Here is an 18898-nt window from a genome sequence, read left to right on the forward strand (position 1 = left end):
TAGCCGGACCGGCAAAAGGGCGCCGGCCCGGCAATCCGGCGGGTATCTCCGTCCGCTTGCCGGCAACGGCGCGGAAAAATCAGGGGCTCGGCGAGCCGCCATGGATTTCTTAAGGCGACCGTAATGCGGTTCGTCGAGTCTCTGGCCGGGCAGCCGATGATGCCGTTCCGCTCCTCGGTAATAGGAAATTTCCCAACGCTTGCCAGAAAACAGCTATTGCTTTGACAGCATTTGGAAAACTTTTCACTGTGCAGGCTGTCTTGCATAGCCGTTGGTCGCCTTCTTATAGTCCGGCCTGCATTTTGGGGAGGCCTGCCTGCGCTGCGAGTTCCGGGTGGAAGGCGGGTGCTGATCAAGGCTCCGCGCCGGGTAAAGGTCGGGGCCCTTACCGCAATGGTGAGAGACCATGATCGAGATAAGCAGACTCACGAAGCGCTTCGCTCAGCAGGCTGTAGTGGACGATTTGTCCTTCAGCGTGCAGCCAGGCGAAGTCCTGGGATTTCTCGGCCCGAATGGCGCCGGCAAGTCCACCACCATGAAGATGCTCACCGGTTTTCTCGCGCCCAGCTCGGGCACGGCGAGCATCCACGGCTTCGACATCCAGACCCAGACCCTGCAGGCCCAGCGCTTGATCGGCTACCTGCCCGAGGGTGCGCCCTGCTATGGCGACATGACGGTCGGCCGCTTCCTCGAGTTCATCGCCGAGGTGCGCGGCTACCGCGGTGCCGACAAGCGCGCGCGGGTCGATCGCGTGGTCGGCCTTTTGGAGCTGGAGCATGTGCGCCGGCAGTCCATCGAAACGCTGTCCAAGGGTTTCAAGCGCCGCGTCGGGGTGGCCCAGGCGATCCTGCATGACCCGAAGGTGCTGATCCTTGACGAGCCCACCGACGGCCTCGACCCGAACCAGAAGCACCAGGTCCGCGAGCTGATCGGCAGCCTGGCGCAGGAGCGCATCGTTATCATTTCCACCCACATCCTCGAGGAGGTCACCGCGGTCTGCACCCGCGCGGTGGTGATCGCCAATGGCCGGCTGGTCGCGGACGGTACGCCCTTCGAGCTGGAAAGCCGCTCGCGTTACCACCAGGCGGTGACCCTGGTTGGCGAGAACGCTCTCGATCGCCAGGCACTGGCCGCGCTGCCGGGCGTCGCCGGCGTCGAGGAGAACCCGCTGGAGAACAGCCTGACCGTGCTGGCCCGGCCGGGCGAGGTGATCTTCCCGCAGGTGAACGCGCTGATCGCCGAGCGCGGTTGGCGAATCAAGGAACTGGACGTGGAGCGCGGTCGGCTGGATGAAGTCTTCCGCACCCTGACCCGAGGGGAGGCGGCATGAAGCAGTTGCCCGTGGTCTTCAAGCGCGAGCTGGCAAGCTACTTCGCCACGCCGCTGGCTTACGTGTTCATCGTCATTTTCCTGGTGCTCTCCGGGGTCTTCACCTTCTACCTCGGCAACTTCTACGAGCGCGACCAGGCGGATCTGACGGCCTTCTTCAACTTCCACCCCTGGCTCTACCTGTTCCTCATCCCGGCCATCGCCATGCGGCTCTGGGCGGAGGAGCGCAAGTCCGGCTCCATCGAGTTGCTGATGACCCTGCCGATCACCCGCCTGGAGGCGGTGGCCGGCAAGTTCCTCGCCGCCTGGGTGTTCGCCGGCATCGCCTTGCTGCTGACCTTCCCCATGGTGCTGACGGTCAACTACCTGGGCGACCCGGACAACGGCGCCATCCTCGCCGGCTACCTGGGCAGCTGGCTGCTGGCCGGCGGCTACCTGGCGATCGGCTCGTGCATGTCGGCGCTGGCGAAGAACCAGGTGATCGCCTTCATCCTCGCCGTGGTGATGTGTTTCGTCTTCATCGTCAGCGGCTTCCCCCTGGTGCTCGACGCTTTCAGCGGCTGGGCGCCGCAGTGGCTACTCGACGCTGTGGCCTCGATGAGCTTCCTGACCCGCTTCGACGCGATCAGCAAGGGTGTCATCGACCTGCGCGACCTGCTGTTTTTCGTCAGCCTGATCGTCGCCTGGCTCGCCGCCACGGCGGTGGTGGTCGACCTGAAGAAAGCCGACTGAGGAAGCCCTGATGAAGAAAGTGATGTTTTCCGGGGCCGGCCTGCTGGTCATCGCCCTGCTGTTCCTGGCCTTCAACCTGGTCTCCGGGGTGGCCTTCACCGGCGCGCGCCTGGACCTGACGCAGCAGAAGCTCTACACGATTTCCGATGGCACGAAGAAGGTCCTCGGCTCCATCGGCGAGCCGATCAACCTGTACTTCTTCTATTCGGACAAGGGCACCAAGGACCTGGTCCCCCTGCGCAACTACGCCAAGCGCGTCGAGGAGCTGCTCAAGGCCTACGAGCGCGAGGCGGGCGGCAAGCTCCACCTGCACATCATCGACCCGCAGCCGTTCTCCGCCGAGGAGGACCGCGCGGCCGAGCTGGGCCTGCAGGCCGTGCCGCTGTCGCAAGGTGGCGACACCGTCTACTTCGGCCTGGCCGGCACCGATGCGCTGGACAACACCCAGGTGATCCCGTTCTTCCAGCCGGACCACGAGGAGTTCCTCGAGTACGACGTCAGCCGCCTGATCAATGCCCTGGCGCATCCCAAGCGGCCGGTGGTGGGCCTGCTCAGCACGCTGCAGATGAACGGCGGCTTCGACATGCAGACGCAGCAGCCGACCTCGCCCTGGATGCTGCTCGAGGAGATTCGCCAGCAGTTCGACCTGAAGAGCATCAAGCCGGACGTCGACGCCATTCCCGACGACATCAGTGTGCTGATGCTGGTGCATCCGAAGAACCTGCCGCAGCAGACCCTCTACGCCATCGACCAGTTCGTCCTGCGCGGCGGCAAGCTGCTGGCGTTCGTCGATCCCTACAGCGAAGCGGACAAGTCTTCCGACATGGGCATGCTGGAGAATGCCGGCCTGCCGTCCTCGGACCTGGAGCCGCTGTTCAAGAGCTGGGGCCTGCAGATGCTGCCGGGCAAGGTGCTGGGGGACGGCACCTACGCGATGTCCGTGAGCATGGGCCAGGGCCAGCGTGCCGCGCACCACCCCGCCTGGCTGAACCTGGACAGCAAGGCGCTGGACGCCGGCGACGTGGCCACCGCCGGACTGGACAGCCTCACCGTCGCCACGGCAGGCATCCTCGAGCCGCTGAAGGACGCCAAGACCCGCTTCACCCCGCTGGTGCGCAGTTCGGCCTTCGCAATGCCCTTCGACGTACAACGCTTCGTCACGCTCCGTGATCCGGGTGAGCTGATGGCTCAGCTGAAACCGAGCGGTGACCGCTACGCCATCGCGGCTCGCGTGCAGGGGCCGGTGCAGAGCGCCTATCCCAATGGCATCGAAGGGCACAAGGGCGGCCTCAAGGGCGCGGCGAACATCAACGTGATCGTGGTGGCCGACACCGATCTGCTCACCGACCGGATGTGGGTGCAGGTGCAGGACTTCTTTGGCCAGCGCGTGCCGCAGCCCTGGGCCGACAACGCCACCTTCGTGATCAACACGCTGGATAACCTGGCTGGCTCCGACGCGTTGATCAGCGTGCGTTCGCGCGGGCGCTTCAGCCGGCCGTTCACCGTGGTCGACGAGCTGCAGCGCCAGGCCGAGACGCGCTTCCGCGAGAAGGCCGATGGGCTCAAGCAGCGGCTGTCCGACACCGAGCAGAAGCTCGCCGCGCTGCAGAACCAGGACCCGAGCAAGACGCTGGAACTGACGCCCGAGCAGCAGGCTGCGGTGCAGCAGTTCATCCAGGAGCGCGTGCGCATCCGCAAGGAGCTGCGCGATGTGCAGTTCCAGCTCAACGCCGACATCGAGGCGCTGGGGCGCACCCTGAAGATCATCAATATCGCGGCGGTGCCGTTGCTGCTGACCCTGGGCGTGCTTGTCCTGTGGTGGTGGCGCCGTCGGCGCCAGGCCTGAGGAGGCGGGCATGCAACGCAAGAGTCTGATGCTGCTGGTTGTCCTGGCCGTGTTGCTGGGAGGGCTGTATGCCTGGCTGCAGCGCGAGCCGGAGAGGGCTCCAGCGAAAGAGAGCCACTACTTCCCGGGCCTGCAGGTGCAGCAGGTGAGTGCGGTGAAGATCCAGCGCCCCGGCCAGCCGGATATCCGCGTGGCGCGCCAGGACGGCCGCTGGGTGATGCCGGCGAAGGCCGACTACACCGCCGCCGGGCGCCTGATCGGCGACCTCCTGCAGGACCTCGCCCAGGCCCGCAAGGTGGAGGCGAAGACCCGCGAGCCGGGCAACTTCGCCCAACTGGAGCTGGCCGAGCAGGGCCCCGGCGCCGCCGTGCGGCTGACCCTGGAGCGGGCCGGCGGCGCGCCGCTGGAGCTGCTGGTGGGCAAGGCCTCGCAGCAGGGCGGGCGGCTGGTGCGCCAGCCGGGTGACAACCAGGTCTGGCTGATCGACAAGGACCTGCGCCTGCCGCCGGACGAACTCGACTGGCTGGATCGCCGGGTCACCAGCATTCCCTTCGAGAAGATCGCCGAGGTCGCGGTGACTTATCCCCAGGGCGAGACCCTGACGGTGTTCCGCGACAAGCCCGAGGAGCCCAACCTGCGCGTACGCGAACTGCCCAAGGATGCCAAGCTGGCCTACGAGGCGGTGGCCAATGGCATGGGCACGCCCTTCGGCCAGCTGACGTTCGCCGACGCGGCCCCGCTGGACCAGGTGCAGTTCAATGGTGCACCGGAGCTGACTTTCAGCCTGAAGTCCTTCGATGGCGCGAGCCTGCGCGGGCAGGTGCACGAGCAGGGCGGTCATCCCTGGCTGATCATCGACAGCGCCAAGGGATTCGCCGACGGCCAGGTCCAGGCGCGTGCGGGGTGGGCGTATCGCATCGAGGATTTCCAGTACAAGGCGCTGGCCAGGCACCTGGCCGAGATCACCGCGAAGAAACCCTGAACGGCTGGAACGCCAGTACCGAAATCCCGCCGGTGACGGTACTGGCGTGCATCGAAAATGTGCACCGGCGCACAGGACGAACCCGCAAGAATACGCCGTGTTTACGCCTCGCCGATGCACCTAAATGGCCCTGCAAGCCCCGTAAAATGGCACTTTGGCCAGTTTGGTCATGACCCTCTGCAGTTGATGAAAAATTGCTTTTCAGCTGTAACTTTTGATTTATATACTCGGGACCGCGGTCGTCATTGGGGTGTTATTCGAATTGCCCTTCCAACTCGGCTCCGGCCCTGGATGGTCAACCCGGACAGCTCTCCGCCTGTCGAGCCGTTGCAGTCCTCATTCCCGGGGGCCAACCAAAAATAAAATCGAAAGTTGGAGAGTGTGGTAATGGCTGATCGTGAGGTCGGAACCGTCAAGTGGTTCAATGACGCCAAGGGTTATGGATTCATTCAACGCGATAGCGGTCCGGACGTTTTCGTTCACTACCGTGCCATTCGTGGCGAAGGTCACCGCTCCCTGGTCGAAGGCCAGAAAGTGGAGTTCTCGGTGATCCAGGGTCAGAAAGGCCTGCAGGCGGAAGACGTCGCCAAGGTCTGAGCCCCCGAAATCAAAGGCCCGTCGTGAGACGGGCCTTTGATTTTTCAGCCTCCCCGAACAGGAAGGCCTCTATAGACGGCGCCGCATCAGCGGAAACGCCGTTTTCGTGTTTCAGCCGGTACGCCAGGTGATTTCCTGCACGCCCTCGGCGGTCACCTTCAGCCAGCGATCCGCATCTTCCTCACCCTGTTCCTCGCTCCAGCTGCCCGGTGCGCAGCGCACCTCGACGCCCAGCGCCGCATTGGCCGCACGCGCGCAGGCGACGTCGTCGTCCCAGGGCGTGGCGTCGCTGTCGATGAACAGGCTGTGCCACTTGCCCACCGCCTTCGGCAGCCAGGTCAGCGGGATCATGCCGCTCGGGCTGTCGGCCATGCACTTGAAGGTCTCGCCCTGGGCGCGCCATTCGCTGCACGGTCCCAGTGCCTTTGCCAGCCACTCGCCCACTGCGGCCTGATCGGCGTCCTTGAGGTAGATCTCGATATCGGGTTGGCGCATGGCGTCCTCTCAGCGTCTGTGGGCGGGGCGAAGGGTGGCGGTCAGGGGATCTGGCGTTCCAGCCAATCGTAGCGCACCGCGACCGTCACCTCGAAAGGCTCGGCGAGAATGCGCTCGCGGCGTTCGGCGTTGACCCGCCAACCGTGCGGGGTCATGGACAGCAAGGTTTCGCGGGCTTCGCGGGTGTCTAGCGCAATGCGGAAGCTGAGGCTTTCGGTGTGCGCTAGCTGCAGCTCGGCGGGCAGGTCGGCCAGGTGCTTGTCTTCGACGTACTCGCGCACCTCGTCGTACAGGCGCTCGCGCAGCTCGAGCAGGTGGTCGCGCGCCGGGCCGAGGCGCAGCACGCCGCCGCCGGGCGGCAGCAGGCGCGCGGCTTCGTTCCAGTCGATCGGGCTGAACACGCTGGCCAGCAACTGGCAGCTGGCGTCGGCCAGGGGCACGCGGGCCATGCTGGCGACCATCCAGGTCAGCTGCGGCGCGCGGCGGCAGGCGGCCTTCACCGCCTCGCGGGAGATGTCCAGCGCATAGCCGTCGCTGCCCGGCAGGGCTTCGGCCAACTGGGCGGTGTAGTAACCCTCGCCGCAGCCGATGTCGAGCCAGCGTGCGGGCGCGCGCTCGGCGGCCAGCTCGGCCAGGCGTTTGGCCAGCGGGGCATAGTGACCGGCGCCAAGGAACTGCCGGCGTGCCTCGACCATGGCGGCGTTGTCGCCCGGGTCGCGGCTCTTCTTGTGCTGCACCGGCAGCAGGTTGAGGTAGCCCTGGCGGGCGCGGTCGAAGCTGTGCCCGGCCGGGCACTTCACGGCGTTTTCGTGGCGTTCCAGGCTGGCCTGGCAGATCGGGCAGACGAGCATGCTCAGTCCTTCGTCTTCTGCGCCAGCGGGTTCAGCAGGACCATCGGCAGGCTGCGCCGGCGGGCATCGAGCTGGTAAGTGCGCAGTGCATAGCGACGCTCCGGCGCCGGGGCAGGCGGCGGGATGTCGGGTTGGGTCGCGGCCAGGCAGAAGCCTTTGATCGGTTTAGTCATGCCAGCAGTCGCACCAGGGTCTGGTAATAGATTTCGGTCAGCAGGTCGAGGTCGCTGGCCAGCACGCGCTCGTCGACCTGGTGGATGGTGGCGTTCACCGGGCCGAGCTCGACCACCTGGGTACCCATGGTGGCGATGAAGCGGCCGTCGGAGGTGCCGCCGGAGGTCGACGGGGTGGTCTCGCGGCCGGTCACGGCGCGGATCGCGGCGGCCACGCCATCGAGCAGTTCGCCCGGCTGGGTGAGGAACGGCAGGCCGGAGAGGGCCCAGTCGATGTGCCATTCCAGGCCGTGCTTGTCGAGGATCTCGGCGACGCGCTGCTGCAGGCCTTCCACCGTGGATTCGGTGGAGAAGCGGAAGTTGAAGATCACCTTCAGCTCGCCCGGGATCACGTTGGTCGCGCCGGTGCCGCCGTTGATGTTGGAGATCTGGAAGCTGGTCGGCGGGAAGTAGTCGTTGCCGTTGTCCCAGTGCTCGGCGGCGAGTTCCGCCAGCGCCGGAGCGGCCAGGTGGATCGGGTTCTTCGCCAGGTGCGGGTAGGCCACATGGCCCTGCTTGCCGCGCACGGTCAGGGTGGCGCCGAGGGAGCCACGGCGACCGTTCTTCACCACGTCACCCACCAGGGTGGTGCTGGAGGGTTCGCCGACGATGCACCAGTCCAGGCGCTCGTTGCGCGCCTTCAGGCGCTCGACCACGGCCTTGGTGCCGTGATGGGCGGGGCCTTCCTCGTCGCTGGTGATCAGGTAGGCGATGCTGCCGCGATGGTTCGGGTGGTCGGCGACGAAGCGCTCGGTGGCGATGATCATCGACGCCAGGCTGCCTTTCATGTCTGCCGCGCCACGGCCGCAGAGCATGCCGTCGGCGTCGATCAGAGCGTCGAACGGCTGGTGCTGCCAGGCCTGTTCCGGGCCGGTGGGGACCACGTCGGTGTGGCCGGCGAAGCACAGCACCGGGCCTTCGCCATTGTCGCGGCCGGCGCGACGGGCCCAGAAGTTGTCCACATCCTCGATGCGCATCGGCTCCAGCTCGAAGCCGCAGGCGGCCAGGCGCTGCATCATCAGCTGCTGGCAATCGGCATCGACAGGGGTGACGGAGGGCCGGCGGATCAGCTCGCAGGCGAGGGCCAGGGTCGGCGACAGGGACATGGAGTGGGATTCCTGGGGGCGCAACGGAAAAAGGCGCACATCTTAAAGCAAAAACGCCGGCACAGGGCCGGCGTTCGACGGGGTGTGAGGCGGCCTCAGCCGACCTGCTCCGAGCCGCTCAGCACCTCTTCCTCGCGCGGCTTGGGCAGCGAGGAGAGCAGGGCCATGATCAGCGCCGCCAGGTACGGCAGCGACTGCACAAGCAGCATCACCACCCAGAACAGCAGGTCCGGGTCGACCACGCCCTGCACCAGCACGATGCCCAGCGCCGCGCCCCACAGCAGAAGCATCACGAAGACCTCTTCGCGTGCCTCCGCCAGGGCCACCATCAGGCCGTGGCTGGAGCGCATCTTCGGGGTGCGGAAGAACGGGATGGAGCTGGTGACGAAGCCGTACAGCACCGCCTTGGCGATGGTGTGCGACAGTGACAGCCCGGCCAGCGCGGCGAAGAGTGCGTCGCGCAGGTTCACCCCGACCGTGCGGCGGTAGAGGAAGAGGATCTTGCCCACCTTGAAGGCGAACAGGGTCAGCGGCAGGATCGCGAAGATCAGCAGCGGCGGGTCGACGCGCTTGGGCACGATGATCATCGCCGCCGACCAGAGCAGGGCGCCGATGGTGAAGAAGATGTTCATGCCGTCGGCGATCCACGGCAGCCAGCCGGCAACGAAGTGGTAGCGCTGGCCGCCGGTCAGCTTGCTGCCATCCGGGCTGCGGCCGCGCAGCAGGGCGTCGGTGTGGCGCTTCATGATCTGGATGGCGCCATAGGCCCAGCGGAAGCGCTGCTTCTTGAAGTCGATGAAGGTGTCGGGCATCAGGCCCTTGCCGTAGCTGCGCTCGAAATAGGCTGCCGAGAGGCCGCGCTCGAACACCCGCAGACCCAGCTCGGCGTCTTCGGTGATGCACCATTCGGCCCACTTCAGCTCGTCCAGCACCTGGCGGCGGACCATGGTCATGGTGCCGTGCTCGATGATCGCGTCGCGGTCATTGCGGGTGACCATGCCGATGTGGAAGAAGCCCTTGTACTCGGCGTAGCAGAGGCGCTTGAAGGTGCTCTCGTGCTGGTCGCGGTAGTCCTGCGGCGACTGCACCACGGCGATCTGCGGATCGGCGAAGTGCGGGACCATGTGTTTGAGCCAGTCCGGGTCGACGCAGTAGTCGGAGTCGATCACCGCGATCACTTCGGCGTCGGGTGCTACGAACTGCAGCGCGTAGTTCAGCGCGCCGCCCTTGAAGCCGGCCAGGGGCGCGACGTGGAAGAAGCGGAAGCGTGGGCCGAGCAGCTGGCAGTGCGCCTGCACCGGCTCCCACACGGCTGGGTCCTTGGTGTTGTTGTCGATCACCAGGACCTCGAAGTCCGGGTAGTCGAGCTTGGCCAGGGCGTTGAGGGTTTCCTTCAACATCTCCGGCGGCTCGTTGTAGCAGGGCACGTGGATCGACACCTTGGGCCGGTAGGCCTCGTCGGCGGTCACCGGCAGGAACAGGCGGCGGCGCCGGCGCGTCCACACCGCCTCGGCCAGCTCGTGTGCCTCGGTGAACAGCACTATCACCACGCCGAGGGCGCCGATGCCGAGCAGGACGCCGACGGTGATGCTGAACCAGGTGCTGTATTGCTGGCTGTAGTCGTAGCCGATCCACACCAGGACCGAGGCGCAGGCGAACGAAACCACGGCGAGGAAGGTCCGCCCGCGCTGGCGCAGAGCGCTGCCGTCGATCAGCAACAGGGTGAAGGTGAGCAGGGCGAGCACCACCGAGGCGATCGCCAGGGTGCGCCACTTGGGAATCGCCACCACCGGGCCGGTGAAGTTGAACTTCGGCTGGCGTTCGGCGTTGTACACGCCCCAGTAGGCGCCGACCGAGCCTTCGTCGGTGTACTTCCACGGCTGGTCGAAGGCTTCGACGACGAAGTAGCTGTAGCCCTTCTTGTTCAGCGCGTTGGTCAGCTCGCGCAGGTAGATGGCCTGGTCCGACTGGGTGGCGGTAGCGCCGCCGCGCATGCGCCCGTTGCTGGGCCAGCCGACTTCACCGAGCAGAAGCGGCTTCTTCGGGAATTCGGCGCGCAGCTCGCGGGCGCGGTCGAGGACGAACTGTACCGAGTCTTCCATCGGCACGAACTCCCAGTAGGGCAGCACGTGGGCGGCGATCAGGTCGACGTGCTTGGCCAGCTCCGGGTACTTCCTATAGATGTGCCACTGCTCGGCGGTGGTGACGGGCACTTTCACGGCGGCGCGGACGCGGTCGAGGTAGCCGATCAGCTGCTGGCGGGTGACTTCGCGTCGGAACAACGCCTCGTTGCCGACGATTACTCGCACCACGCTGCGCGAACGGTTGGCGATCTCGATGCCGCGGGCGATTTCCGCCTCGTTTTCCGCCTCGTCCGGGCCGATCCAGATGCCCAGGCTGACGCGCATGCCGTATTCCTCGGCGAGGAAGGGGATGTCGGCCAGGGTGCCCTTGGTCGAGTAGGTGCGGATGTTGTCGGTCTGCTTGGAGATCAGCTCCAGGTCCGAGCGGATCTGGTCGTCCGTCGGGAAGTTGCCGCTCTGCGGGCTCTGGTCCAGGCGGAACGGCGAGAAGGAAAAGCCGGAGATGGTTTCCGGCCAGTCCGGGGCGCTCACCGGACGGTTGTAAAGGGCCCAGGCGCCGGTGAAGAGCGCGGCGAGGGCGACCAGTACGACCAGGTTGAGTCCGAGTTTGCGTGAAGACATAGAGCGATCGGCTTCCAGAGGGGGAACGGGGGATCGGGTCGGCGCGCATCCTACTCGCCGCCCCAGCGAGTGTATAGCACTCGCCCGACGGCTCGCGGCGCCTGCGCCGGGCATAGAATGTGCGGATGGGCGCGAAGCTCCGTGCGACGCCGGCCGCTCGCCCGGAGCTGCGGCAAGTCGCCCGGCTTCCTATAGAATGCGCGGCGTTTTTCCGGAGGCTTGCAGATGCTAGTGGACCAAGAGCGATTCGGCGGTATCGCCCGCCTGTATGGCACCCAGGGGCTCGAGCGCCTGGCCGCCGCCCATGTGGCGGTGGTCGGCATCGGCGGCGTCGGCTCCTGGGCGGCCGAGGCGCTGGCGCGCAGCGGCGTCGGCGAGATATCGCTGTTCGACCTGGACGACGTCTGCGTGACCAACACCAACCGCCAGGTACACGCGCTGGACGGTTCCGTGGGCAAGCCCAAGGTAGAGGTGATGGCCGAGCGCATCCGGGCCATCAACCCGCAGTGCAAGGTGCATGCGGTGGCGGACTTCGTCACCCGCGAGACCATGGCCGAGTACATCACTACCGAGCTGGACTTCGTCATCGACTGCATCGACAGCGTGGCCGCCAAGGCCGCGCTGATCGCCTGGTGCAAGCGACGCAAGATCCAGGTGGTGACCACCGGCGGCGCCGGCGGCCAGGTCGACCCGACGCAGATCCAGATCGCCGACCTGAACAAGACCTTCAACGATCCGCTCGCGGCCAAGGTCCGTTCGACGCTGCGTCGCGACTACAACTTCTCGCGCACGCCGGGCCGCCACTACAGCGTGCCTTGCGTGTTCTCCACCGAGCAGCTGCGCTATCCCAAGCCCGACGGCAGCGTCTGCCAGACCAAGAGCTTCGTCGGCGAAGGCGTGAAGCTCGACTGCGCCGGCGGTTTCGGCGCGGTGATGATGGTCACGGCCACCTTCGGCATGGCTGCGGCGGCGCGGGCTGTGGATAAGTTGGTGGCCGGTACTCGCAGGCCGTCGGAGCGGCGCGCGGGGTAACGCGGAGTTGATTGGGTTCCCGCGTTCGCGGGAATGGCGGGGCAGGACTGGCTCGTGCGCTCCCCCTGCGTCATCCCCGCGAACGCGGGGACCCAGAAGGCGCGTGGCGTTTATGCCCGGATCAGCTCTTGCATCCGCTTCAGGACAGCATTCAGCCCATTGCTGCGCGAAGGGGAGAGCTGTCGCCCCAGGCCCAGGTCGCTGAACCACTGCGCCAGATCCAGCTGCGCCAGCTCCTCGCCGGGCAGTCCCTGTACACGAATTAACAGCAGCGCCAACAGGCCCCGCAGCAGGCGCGCATCGCTGCTCGCGCGGAAGTGCCAGGCGCCGTCGCGCTGTTCCGCCACCAGCCAGACCAGGCTTTCGCAGCCGTGCACACGGTTCGCTTCGCTGCGCTCTTCCTCGCCCAGCGGCTCGAGCTTGTCGCCCCATTGCATCAGTAGGCGTGCGCGCTGCTCCCAGGAGGCTTGCCCGGTGAAGGCGTCCAGCGCTTGCCGTGCGGTATCCGGAAGGCTCATCGCAGCAGCTCCAGGGCATTGTCGAGGGCGCTGAAGAAGCGCTCCAGGTCGCTGCCGTCGCTGTACAGGCCGAGGGAAACGCGGATCGCGCCGGGCAGGCCGAGGCGCTTGAGCAGCGGCATCGCACAGTGATGGCCGGCACGTACCGCCACGCCCTGTTCGCTCAGCAGATGCGAGAGATCGGCGCTATGTACGTCGCGCACCGTGAAGCTAGCCAGCGCCACCTGCGGTTCGCCCAGCAACTGCACGCCGTCACGGGCGCGCAGGCCGGCGAGCAACTGGGCGTGTAGCACGGCCTCGTGGGCGGCGACTTCGCTGGCGTCCAGGCTGGCCAGCCAGTCGAGGCTGGCGCCCAGGCCGATCACCGCGCCAATCGCCGGCGTGCCGGCTTCGAAGCCGAGCGGGGCGGGGCGGAAGTGGGCCTGTTGATAATCGGCGTTCTGCACCATCTCGCCGCCGAACTGCCAGTGGCGCAGCTCGGCCAGCGCCTCCGGGCGCCCCCAGAGCACGCCAAGGCCTTCCGGACCGTACAGCTTGTGGCTGGAGAATACGTAGAAGTCGCAGCCCAGTTGGCTCAACCGGTGACGACCGTGGACCACGCCCTGGGCGCCGTCGACCACGCTGAGCGCACCGTGGGCGCGAGCCATGGCCAGCAGCTCCAGCAGCGGCTGCCAGGTGCCGAGCACGTTGGAAAGCTGGCTGACTGCAAGGATGCGGGTGCGCGGACCGATCAGCTGCGAGGCAGCCGCCAGGTCGATCACCCCGAGGTCATCCAGTGGCAGGACCACCAGTTTCGCCTGGCAGCGCTGCGCCAATTGTTGCCAGGGCAGCAGGTTGGCGTGGTGCTCCAGGGCGCTGATGACGATTTCGTCGCCCGCGGCGATCCGCTGTTCCAGCCCGTAGGCGAGCAGGTTCAACGCTTCGGTTGCGCCGTGGGTGAAGACCACCTGTTCCGGCGTGCCGCCGTCCAGCCAGTGTGCCAGGCGCGTGCGGGTGCCCTCGAAGGCGCGGGTGGCGCGCTCGCCGGGCAGATGCTGGGCGCGGTGCACGTTGGCCGCGCCGCTGGCGTAGAAGCCAGACAGGGCGTCGAGCAGTGCCTGCGGCTTCTGCGCGGTGGCGGCGCTGTCGAGGTACGTCTGGCCTTCGGCGTCGAGGGCAGCCAGGGCAGGGAAGGCGGAGCGCCAGGGCGAGGTGATGGACATGGCGTGGTTCTTTCGCGGCAATGGAAAACGGGGGCCGCAGCCCCCGCTTTCTAGCTTAGAACCGCTGCCCGCGATGCGGGCCGGCGGATCAGTTGTGCGCGTGCAGCGCTTCGTTCAGCTCGATGGCGGTCTTGTTGGTCTTGCACTCGACCGCGCCGGTCTGCGAGTTGCGGCGGAACAGCAGGTCCGGCTGGCCGGCCAGGTCGCGGCCCTTGACCACTTTCACCAGGTTGTTCTGGTCGTCGAGCAGGGAGATCTTGGTACCGGCGGTGACGTACAGGCCGGCTTCGACGATGTTGCGGTCGCCCAGCGGGATGCCGATGCCGGCGTTGGCGCCGATCAGGCAGCCTTCACCGACGCTGATGACGATGTTGCCACCGCCGGACAGGGTGCCCATGGTCGAGCAACCGCCGCCCAGGTCCGAGCCCTTGCCGACGAATACGCCAGCGGAGACGCGGCCTTCGATCATGCCCGGGCCTTGGGTGCCGGCGTTGAAGTTGACGAAGCCTTCGTGCATCACGGTGGTGCCCTCACCGATGTAGGCACCCAGGCGCACGCGGGCGGCGTCGGCGATGCGCACGCCGGCCGGGACCACGTAGTCGGTCATTTTCGGGAACTTGTCCACCGAGAAGACTTCCAGCAGCTTGCCCTTCAGGCGCGCTTCCAGTTGCAGCTCGGCCAGTTCGGCCAGGTCGACCGCGCCATGGTTGGTCCAGGCGACGTTCGGCAGCAGCGGGAAGATGCCCGACAGGTTGACGCCGTGCGGCTTCACCAGGCGGTGCGAGAGCAGGTGCAGCTTGAGGTAGGCCTCGGGGGTGGAGGTTGGCGCTGCATCTTCGGCCAGCACGGTGGCCACCAGCGGCTTCTGGCTCTCGGCCAGGCGGTTGAGCAGAGCGGACTGGGCGGCATCGACGCCTTTCAGGGCGTCGGCCAGCTGGTAGGCCTGCTGGGCGGAGAAGGCGATGGCCTGGTTGCCGCCGGCGTAGGCCAGCAGCGGGCTGATCGCGTCGATCAGTTCGGCGCTCGGGTTGAGCAGCGGCTGGGCGTAGAAGACTTCCAGCCAGGCGCCCTGGCGGTTCTGGGTGCCGACACCGAAGGCCAGGCTGAACAGGGATTGGGACATGTGCAATTCCTCGAGAAAAGAAAGGGGTCAGGCCGGCCGGCGGCTGAGCAACAGGCCCAGCCCGGCGCTGCCCAGCAGGGCGGCGCAACCACGGTTGAACAGGCGCCGCGCGCGAGCGCCGGCGAGCAGCTTGCCGAGGCGGACCCCGGCGAGCCCGTAGAGGGCGATGGCCAGCCATTCCAGGAGCAGGAAGGCCGTGCCGAGTTGGGCGAACTGCGCGCCCACGGGCTGCCGCGGATCGACGAACTGCGGCAGGAAAGCGGTGAAGATCAGGATCGCCTTGGGATTGCCGGCGGCGACCCAGAACTCCTGGCGGGCCATGCGCCACAGGTTGCCGCTGGCCTGCCCGGCATTACCGGCGACCAGCTGGCCGCTCGGTGCGCGCCAGAGCTGCACAGCGAGCCAGAGCAGGTAAGCGGCGCCGCCCAGCTTGATCGCCAGGAACAGCCAGGCCGAGGCCTGCAGCACCAGGGCCAGGCCGGAGGCGGCCAGCGTCAGCATGCCGGCGAACGCCAGCAGGCGGCCGAGGCCTGCCAGGCTGGCGCGGGCGAGGCCGAAACGCGCGGCGTTGTTCAGCGACAGCAGGTTGTTCGGTCCCGGCGCCATGTTCAGGGCGAAGCAGGCGGGGAGGAACAGGGCCCAGGCGATGCTCATGGCAGGTGGCTCAGGCCAGCGCGGCAGCGTAGGCGTCGGGCTTGAAGCCGACCAGGGTGCGGTCGCCCAGGTCGAGCACCGGGCGCTTGATCATCGACGGCTGGGCGAGCATCAGTTCGATGGCGCGGGCTTCGTCGAGGTCGGCCTTCTGCGCGTCGTCGAGCTTGCGGAAAGTGGTGCCGGCGCGATTCAACACCGTCTGCCAGCCATGCTCGCTGCACCATTGCTGCAGGCGCTCGCGGTCGATGCCGGTTGCCTTGTAGTCGTGGAAGGCGTATTCGACGCCATGCTCTTCAAGCCAGGTGCGGGCTTTCTTCATGGTGTCGCAGGCCTTGATTCCGTAGATGGTCCGCTGACTCACGGCGGGGGTCCTCGTCGTTCCATACGCAAGCGCGGGATTATGCCATTTCCCGCGGCTTTGCGGGGCGCCGAGCGCAGAAGCGGGCCACGGCCGGCCGGGCAAGAGTCTATTGTCTGCCGTGTGGCTGATCGAAGGTGGTCGCGGATGTTCCAATGGGGGGCCGCGTCCTGACGTCCGGGAGAGCGTCGATGCAAACCGTTCATACCGTGCTGATCCTGCTCCTGGTGGTAGGCGGCACCCGTCTGCTGGCGAACCTGGTGCCGCTACCGCTGCCGCTGATCCAGATCGTCACCGGCGCCGCCCTGGCCTGGCCGAGCCTGGGCCTGCACCTGGCGCTGGACCCGGAACTGTTCATGTTCCTGTTCATCCCGCCGCTACTGTTCGCCGACGGCTGGCGCATGCCCAAGGGCGAGTTCTGGAAGATGCGCTGGCCGATCCTCTCGCTGGCCTTCGCCCTGGTGCTGTTCACCGTCCTTGGCGGCGGCGCCTTCATCCACCTGCTGATTCCCGAAATTCCCTGGGCCGCAGCCTTCGCCCTTGCGGCGGTGCTGTCGCCCACCGACGCCCTGGCGGTTTCCGCCATCGCGCAGAACCGCCTGCCGCGCAAGCTCATGCACGTGCTGCAGGGCGAGGCGCTGATGAACGACGCCTCCGGCCTGGTGGCGTTCAAGTTCGCCCTGGCCGCCACCCTGACCGGGGTGTTTTCCCTGCGCGACGCCGGCCTGACCTTCCTCGCCGTGGCCTTCGGCGGGCTGGCCTGCGGCCTGCTGCTCAGTTGGCTGCTGGGCCGCGTTCGCGGCTGGATGATCCGTCGCGGCTGGGACGATCCTGCGACCCATGTAGTGCTGATGCTGCTGTTGCCGTTCGCCGTATACATGGTCGCCGAGGCTTTGGGTGTGTCGGGCATCCTGGCGGCGGTGGCGGCGGGCATGATGCAGAGCTGGGCCGACCTGCTGCCGCGGCAGACCCATACCCGCCTGCTCAACCGCAGCGTCTGGTCGATGCTCGAGTTTGCCTTCAATGGCGTGGTCTTCCTGCTGCTCGGCCTGCAACTGCCGGACATCCTCAAGTCCGTGACCCAGCACGCCGACGACAGCCTGTGGCGCTATTCGCAGCTGCTGACGTACGTGCTGGCGGTCTACGTCGTGCTCCTGCTGCTGCGCTTTGTCTGGGTCTGGTGCTATTGGCGGCTCTCGGTGCGCTTCGAGCGCTGGTGGGGAATCGAACTGGGCGGCCGGCCGGGCGAGCCGATCCTGCGCCTGTCGGTGATATCGGCGCTAAGCGGTGTGCGCGGTGCGCTGACCCTGGCAGCCGTGCTCTCGCTCCCGTTGGCGCTGGGCAATGGCGAGCCGTTTCCGCAGCGCGACCTGATGATCTTCATCGCCGCCGGGGTGATTCTCGTTTCGCTTCTGGCCGCGACCGCCGGCCTGCCGGTCCTGCTGCGGGGCCTGCCGGTGGGCAGCAATGACCAGGCGGAGCTCGAATTCCGCTCGGTATGGCGGCGCACGGCAGTGGCGGCCATCCACATGCTGGAGAAGGAGGAGTTGCCGGCCGGGGAGGGTGTCGATGCCGAGGAGGCGGCGCGACTGGCCGAGCTGAAGGCGCGGCTGATGGCTGAATATCGCCAGCAACTCGATCCCGCCGCAGACAGCGCTGAAGCACGGGAGCGGGCGCGCAGCCTGGAAGTGGCCGATCAGGCGCTTCGGATCAAGGCGCTGCGCGCCCAGCGTCTGGAGTTGTATCACCTGCGCCGGGAGAACCTGATCGACGACGAGACCATGCGCAAGGTGCTCGGCGAGATGGACTCCCAGGAAGCCTGGCTGACCAGCAAGGCGGGGCGGTGGGTGTGACGGCTGTTCTTTGGGCCCCCGCATTCGCGGGGGAGACGATCGGATGGAAGCACCACCCAGCGTCATTCCTGCAAACGCGGGAACCCAGTAAGCATCGCCTCAGAGCTCCTGGACGAAGCGCTTGATCCGCTCGGCGGCTTCGACGCACTCGGCCAGCGGGGCCACCAGCGCCATGCGGATGCGGTTGGCGCCGGGGTTTTCGCCGTTCACTTCGCGCGACAGGTAGGAGCCCGGCACCACGGTGACGTGCTGCTTGTCGAACAGGCCGCGGCAGAACTCGGTGTCGGCGATGGGCGTCTTCGCCCACAGGTAGAAGCTGCCGTCCGGGCGGGTGACGTCGAGCACGCCCTGGAGGATGTCCAGCACGGCGTCGAACTTCTCGCGGTACAGGTCGCGGTTGGCGCGCACGTGGGCCTCGTCGTTCCAGGCGGCGACGCTGGCCAGTTGGGTCTGCACCGGCATCGCGCAGCCGTGGTAGGTGCGGTACAGCAGGAATTTCTTCAGCACCTCTGCGTCACCGGCGACGAAGCCGGAGCGCAGGCCCGGCAGGTTCGAGCGCTTGGACAGGCTGTGGAACACCACGCAGCGCTTGAAGTCGCTGCGGCCCAGTTCGACGCAGGCACTGAGTAGGCCGGGCGGCGGGCTTTGTTCGTCGAAGTACAGCTCGCTGTAGCACTCGTCGGCGGCGATCACGAAGTCGTGCTCGTCGGCCAGGGCGATCAGTTGCTTCAAGGTTTCCAACGGCACCAGCGCGCCGGTGGGGTTGCCCGGCGAGCAGAGGAAGAGGATCTGGCAGCGTTGCCAGACGTCCGCCGATACCGCATCGAAGTCCGGGTTGAAGCCGTTCTCTTCCAGGCAGGGCAGGTAGTGCGGCTGTGCGCCGGCGAGCAGGGCTGCGCCTTCATAGATTTGGTAGAACGGGTTCGGGCTGACTACCAGGCCGTTCTTGCTGCGATCCACCACGGTCTGGGTGAAGGCGAAAAGCGCCTCGCGGGTGCCGTTCACCGGCAGCACGTGGCGCGCGGCATCCAGCCAGCCGGCCGGGACGCCGAAGCGGCGCTCGCACCAGGCGGCGATGGCTTCGCGCAGGGCCGCAATGCCCAGGGTGGTCGGGTAGACCGCCATCTGGTCGAGGTTGTCGGCCAGGGCCTTGGCGACGAACTCCGGCGAGCGGTGCTTGGGCTCGCCGATGGACAGCGCGATGTGGCGCAGTTCGGCCGGCGGCTGGGCGCCGGCGAGCAGGGCGCGGAGCTTCTCGAAGGGGTAGGGCTGGAGCAGGTCGAGGGCAGGGTTCATGTGGGCA

At 67.1% G+C, this 18898-nt stretch carries 18 protein-coding genes; 7 read left to right on the forward strand and 11 right to left on the reverse strand.

Annotated elements, in window-relative coordinates; genetic code table 11:
- The first annotated feature begins 406 nt into the window (after positions 1–406).
- From PKB_RS05920 to PKB_RS05940, 5 genes are all read left to right on the forward strand, one after another.
- On the forward strand, positions 407–1330 hold the full coding sequence (locus PKB_RS05920) for an ABC transporter ATP-binding protein (protein WP_043249860.1): 924 nt from the start codon (positions 407–409) through the stop codon (positions 1328–1330).
- The gene (locus tag PKB_RS05925; RefSeq protein WP_043249862.1) at positions 1327–2061 is read left to right on the forward strand and encodes an ABC transporter permease subunit; all 735 of its coding nucleotides are present in this window, start codon (positions 1327–1329) and stop codon (positions 2059–2061) included. Before PKB_RS05920 ends, PKB_RS05925 begins: the two co-directional genes overlap by 4 nt.
- Positions 2062–2071: 10 nt before the next feature.
- Positions 2072–3907: a GldG family protein gene (locus PKB_RS05930; protein WP_043249864.1), complete on the forward strand. Its 1836-nt coding sequence runs from the start codon at positions 2072–2074 to the stop codon at positions 3905–3907.
- Between the two features lie 10 nt (positions 3908–3917).
- Positions 3918–4889: a DUF4340 domain-containing protein gene (locus tag PKB_RS05935; protein ID WP_043249866.1), complete on the forward strand. Its 972-nt coding sequence runs from the start codon at positions 3918–3920 to the stop codon at positions 4887–4889.
- Between the two features lie 387 nt (positions 4890–5276).
- Positions 5277–5486, forward strand: coding sequence for a cold-shock protein (locus PKB_RS05940; protein WP_043249868.1), 210 nt, complete (start codon positions 5277–5279; stop codon positions 5484–5486).
- A 111-nt stretch (positions 5487–5597) separates the two neighbouring features.
- Here the strand turns inward: PKB_RS05940 and PKB_RS05945 are convergent, their stop codons facing one another.
- From PKB_RS05945 to PKB_RS05960, 5 genes are all read right to left on the reverse strand, one after another.
- Complete coding sequence (locus PKB_RS05945) at positions 5598–5981, reverse strand: hypothetical protein (RefSeq protein WP_043249869.1); 384 nt, start codon at positions 5979–5981, stop codon at positions 5598–5600.
- Between the two features lie 41 nt (positions 5982–6022).
- Positions 6023–6832 carry a putative RNA methyltransferase gene (locus PKB_RS05950; RefSeq protein ID WP_043249870.1) on the reverse strand — a complete coding sequence of 270 codons (810 nt, stop codon included), beginning with the start codon at positions 6830–6832 and terminating at the stop codon, positions 6023–6025.
- Between the two features lie 2 nt (positions 6833–6834).
- Entirely contained in the window at positions 6835–7005 is a 171-nt protein-coding gene (locus tag PKB_RS29845) for a hypothetical protein (protein WP_167333358.1), read from the reverse strand.
- Positions 7002–8150, reverse strand: a complete 1149-nt coding sequence (gene dapE, locus PKB_RS05955; protein WP_043249871.1) for a succinyl-diaminopimelate desuccinylase — start codon at positions 8148–8150, stop codon at positions 7002–7004. Before dapE ends, PKB_RS29845 begins: the two co-directional genes overlap by 4 nt.
- Positions 8151–8245: 95 nt before the next feature.
- Entirely contained in the window at positions 8246–10855 is a 2610-nt protein-coding gene (locus PKB_RS05960; RefSeq protein WP_043249873.1) for a glycosyltransferase, read from the reverse strand.
- A gap of 225 nt (positions 10856–11080) precedes the next feature.
- Here PKB_RS05960 and tcdA point away from each other — a divergent pair, with 225 nt between their 5' ends.
- A complete protein-coding gene (tcdA, locus tag PKB_RS05965; protein WP_043249875.1) occupies positions 11081–11887 on the forward strand; it encodes a tRNA cyclic N6-threonylcarbamoyladenosine(37) synthase TcdA in 807 nt (268 codons plus the stop codon).
- A gap of 110 nt (positions 11888–11997) precedes the next feature.
- On the opposite strand, the gene PKB_RS05970 is transcribed toward tcdA, so the two are convergent.
- From PKB_RS05970 to PKB_RS05990, 5 genes are all read right to left on the reverse strand, one after another.
- A complete protein-coding gene (locus tag PKB_RS05970; protein WP_043249877.1) occupies positions 11998–12405 on the reverse strand; it encodes a SufE family protein in 408 nt (135 codons plus the stop codon).
- Positions 12402–13607: an aminotransferase class V-fold PLP-dependent enzyme gene (locus PKB_RS05975; RefSeq protein ID WP_043249879.1), complete on the reverse strand. Its 1206-nt coding sequence runs from the start codon at positions 13605–13607 to the stop codon at positions 12402–12404. Before PKB_RS05975 ends, PKB_RS05970 begins: the two co-directional genes overlap by 4 nt.
- Positions 13608–13695: 88 nt before the next feature.
- The gene (gene dapD / locus PKB_RS05980) at positions 13696–14730 is read right to left on the reverse strand and encodes a 2,3,4,5-tetrahydropyridine-2,6-dicarboxylate N-succinyltransferase (RefSeq protein WP_043249881.1); all 1035 of its coding nucleotides are present in this window, start codon (positions 14728–14730) and stop codon (positions 13696–13698) included.
- A gap of 27 nt (positions 14731–14757) precedes the next feature.
- Entirely contained in the window at positions 14758–15384 is a 627-nt protein-coding gene (locus PKB_RS05985) for a LysE family translocator (RefSeq protein WP_043249883.1), read from the reverse strand.
- A gap of 10 nt (positions 15385–15394) precedes the next feature.
- Positions 15395–15745 (reverse strand): ArsC family reductase, encoded by a 351-nt coding sequence (locus PKB_RS05990; protein ID WP_043249885.1) that lies wholly within the window; start codon positions 15743–15745, stop codon positions 15395–15397.
- Between the two features lie 188 nt (positions 15746–15933).
- Here PKB_RS05990 and PKB_RS05995 point away from each other — a divergent pair, with 188 nt between their 5' ends.
- A complete protein-coding gene (locus PKB_RS05995) occupies positions 15934–17595 on the forward strand; it encodes a Na+/H+ antiporter (RefSeq protein WP_043249886.1) in 1662 nt (553 codons plus the stop codon).
- 99 nt (positions 17596–17694) lie between these two features.
- Here PKB_RS05995 and dapC read toward each other — a convergent pair whose 3' ends face one another.
- Positions 17695–18891: a succinyldiaminopimelate transaminase gene (dapC, locus tag PKB_RS06000; RefSeq protein ID WP_043249888.1), complete on the reverse strand. Its 1197-nt coding sequence runs from the start codon at positions 18889–18891 to the stop codon at positions 17695–17697.
- Positions 18892–18898 lie beyond the last annotated feature (7 nt).

The organism is Pseudomonas knackmussii B13, from assembly GCF_000689415.1.
GTDB lineage: Bacteria > Pseudomonadota > Gammaproteobacteria > Pseudomonadales > Pseudomonadaceae > Pseudomonas > Pseudomonas knackmussii.

Coding starts and splice junctions, on each gene's coding strand:
- PKB_RS05920 (WP_043249860.1), top strand. CDS start 407: ATGATCGAGATAAGCAGACTCACGAAGCGCTTCGCTCAGCAGGCTGTA.
- PKB_RS05925 (WP_043249862.1), top strand. CDS start 1,327: ATGAAGCAGTTGCCCGTGGTCTTCAAGCGCGAGCTGGCAAGCTACTTC.
- PKB_RS05930 (WP_043249864.1), top strand. CDS start 2,072: ATGAAGAAAGTGATGTTTTCCGGGGCCGGCCTGCTGGTCATCGCCCTG.
- PKB_RS05935 (WP_043249866.1), top strand. CDS start 3,918: ATGCAACGCAAGAGTCTGATGCTGCTGGTTGTCCTGGCCGTGTTGCTG.
- PKB_RS05940 (WP_043249868.1), top strand. CDS start 5,277: ATGGCTGATCGTGAGGTCGGAACCGTCAAGTGGTTCAATGACGCCAAG.
- PKB_RS05945 (WP_043249869.1), bottom strand. CDS start 5,981: ATGCGCCAACCCGATATCGAGATCTACCTCAAGGACGCCGATCAGGCC.
- PKB_RS05950 (WP_043249870.1), bottom strand. CDS start 6,832: ATGCTCGTCTGCCCGATCTGCCAGGCCAGCCTGGAACGCCACGAAAAC.
- PKB_RS29845 (WP_167333358.1), bottom strand. CDS start 7,005: ATGACTAAACCGATCAAAGGCTTCTGCCTGGCCGCGACCCAACCCGAC.
- dapE (WP_043249871.1), bottom strand. CDS start 8,150: ATGTCCCTGTCGCCGACCCTGGCCCTCGCCTGCGAGCTGATCCGCCGG.
- PKB_RS05960 (WP_043249873.1), bottom strand. CDS start 10,855: ATGTCTTCACGCAAACTCGGACTCAACCTGGTCGTACTGGTCGCCCTC.
- tcdA (WP_043249875.1), top strand. CDS start 11,081: ATGCTAGTGGACCAAGAGCGATTCGGCGGTATCGCCCGCCTGTATGGC.
- PKB_RS05970 (WP_043249877.1), bottom strand. CDS start 12,405: ATGAGCCTTCCGGATACCGCACGGCAAGCGCTGGACGCCTTCACCGGG.
- PKB_RS05975 (WP_043249879.1), bottom strand. CDS start 13,607: ATGTCCATCACCTCGCCCTGGCGCTCCGCCTTCCCTGCCCTGGCTGCC.
- dapD (WP_043249881.1), bottom strand. CDS start 14,730: ATGTCCCAATCCCTGTTCAGCCTGGCCTTCGGTGTCGGCACCCAGAAC.
- PKB_RS05985 (WP_043249883.1), bottom strand. CDS start 15,384: ATGAGCATCGCCTGGGCCCTGTTCCTCCCCGCCTGCTTCGCCCTGAAC.
- PKB_RS05995 (WP_043249886.1), top strand. CDS start 15,934: ATGCAAACCGTTCATACCGTGCTGATCCTGCTCCTGGTGGTAGGCGGC.
- dapC (WP_043249888.1), bottom strand. CDS start 18,891: ATGAACCCTGCCCTCGACCTGCTCCAGCCCTACCCCTTCGAGAAGCTC.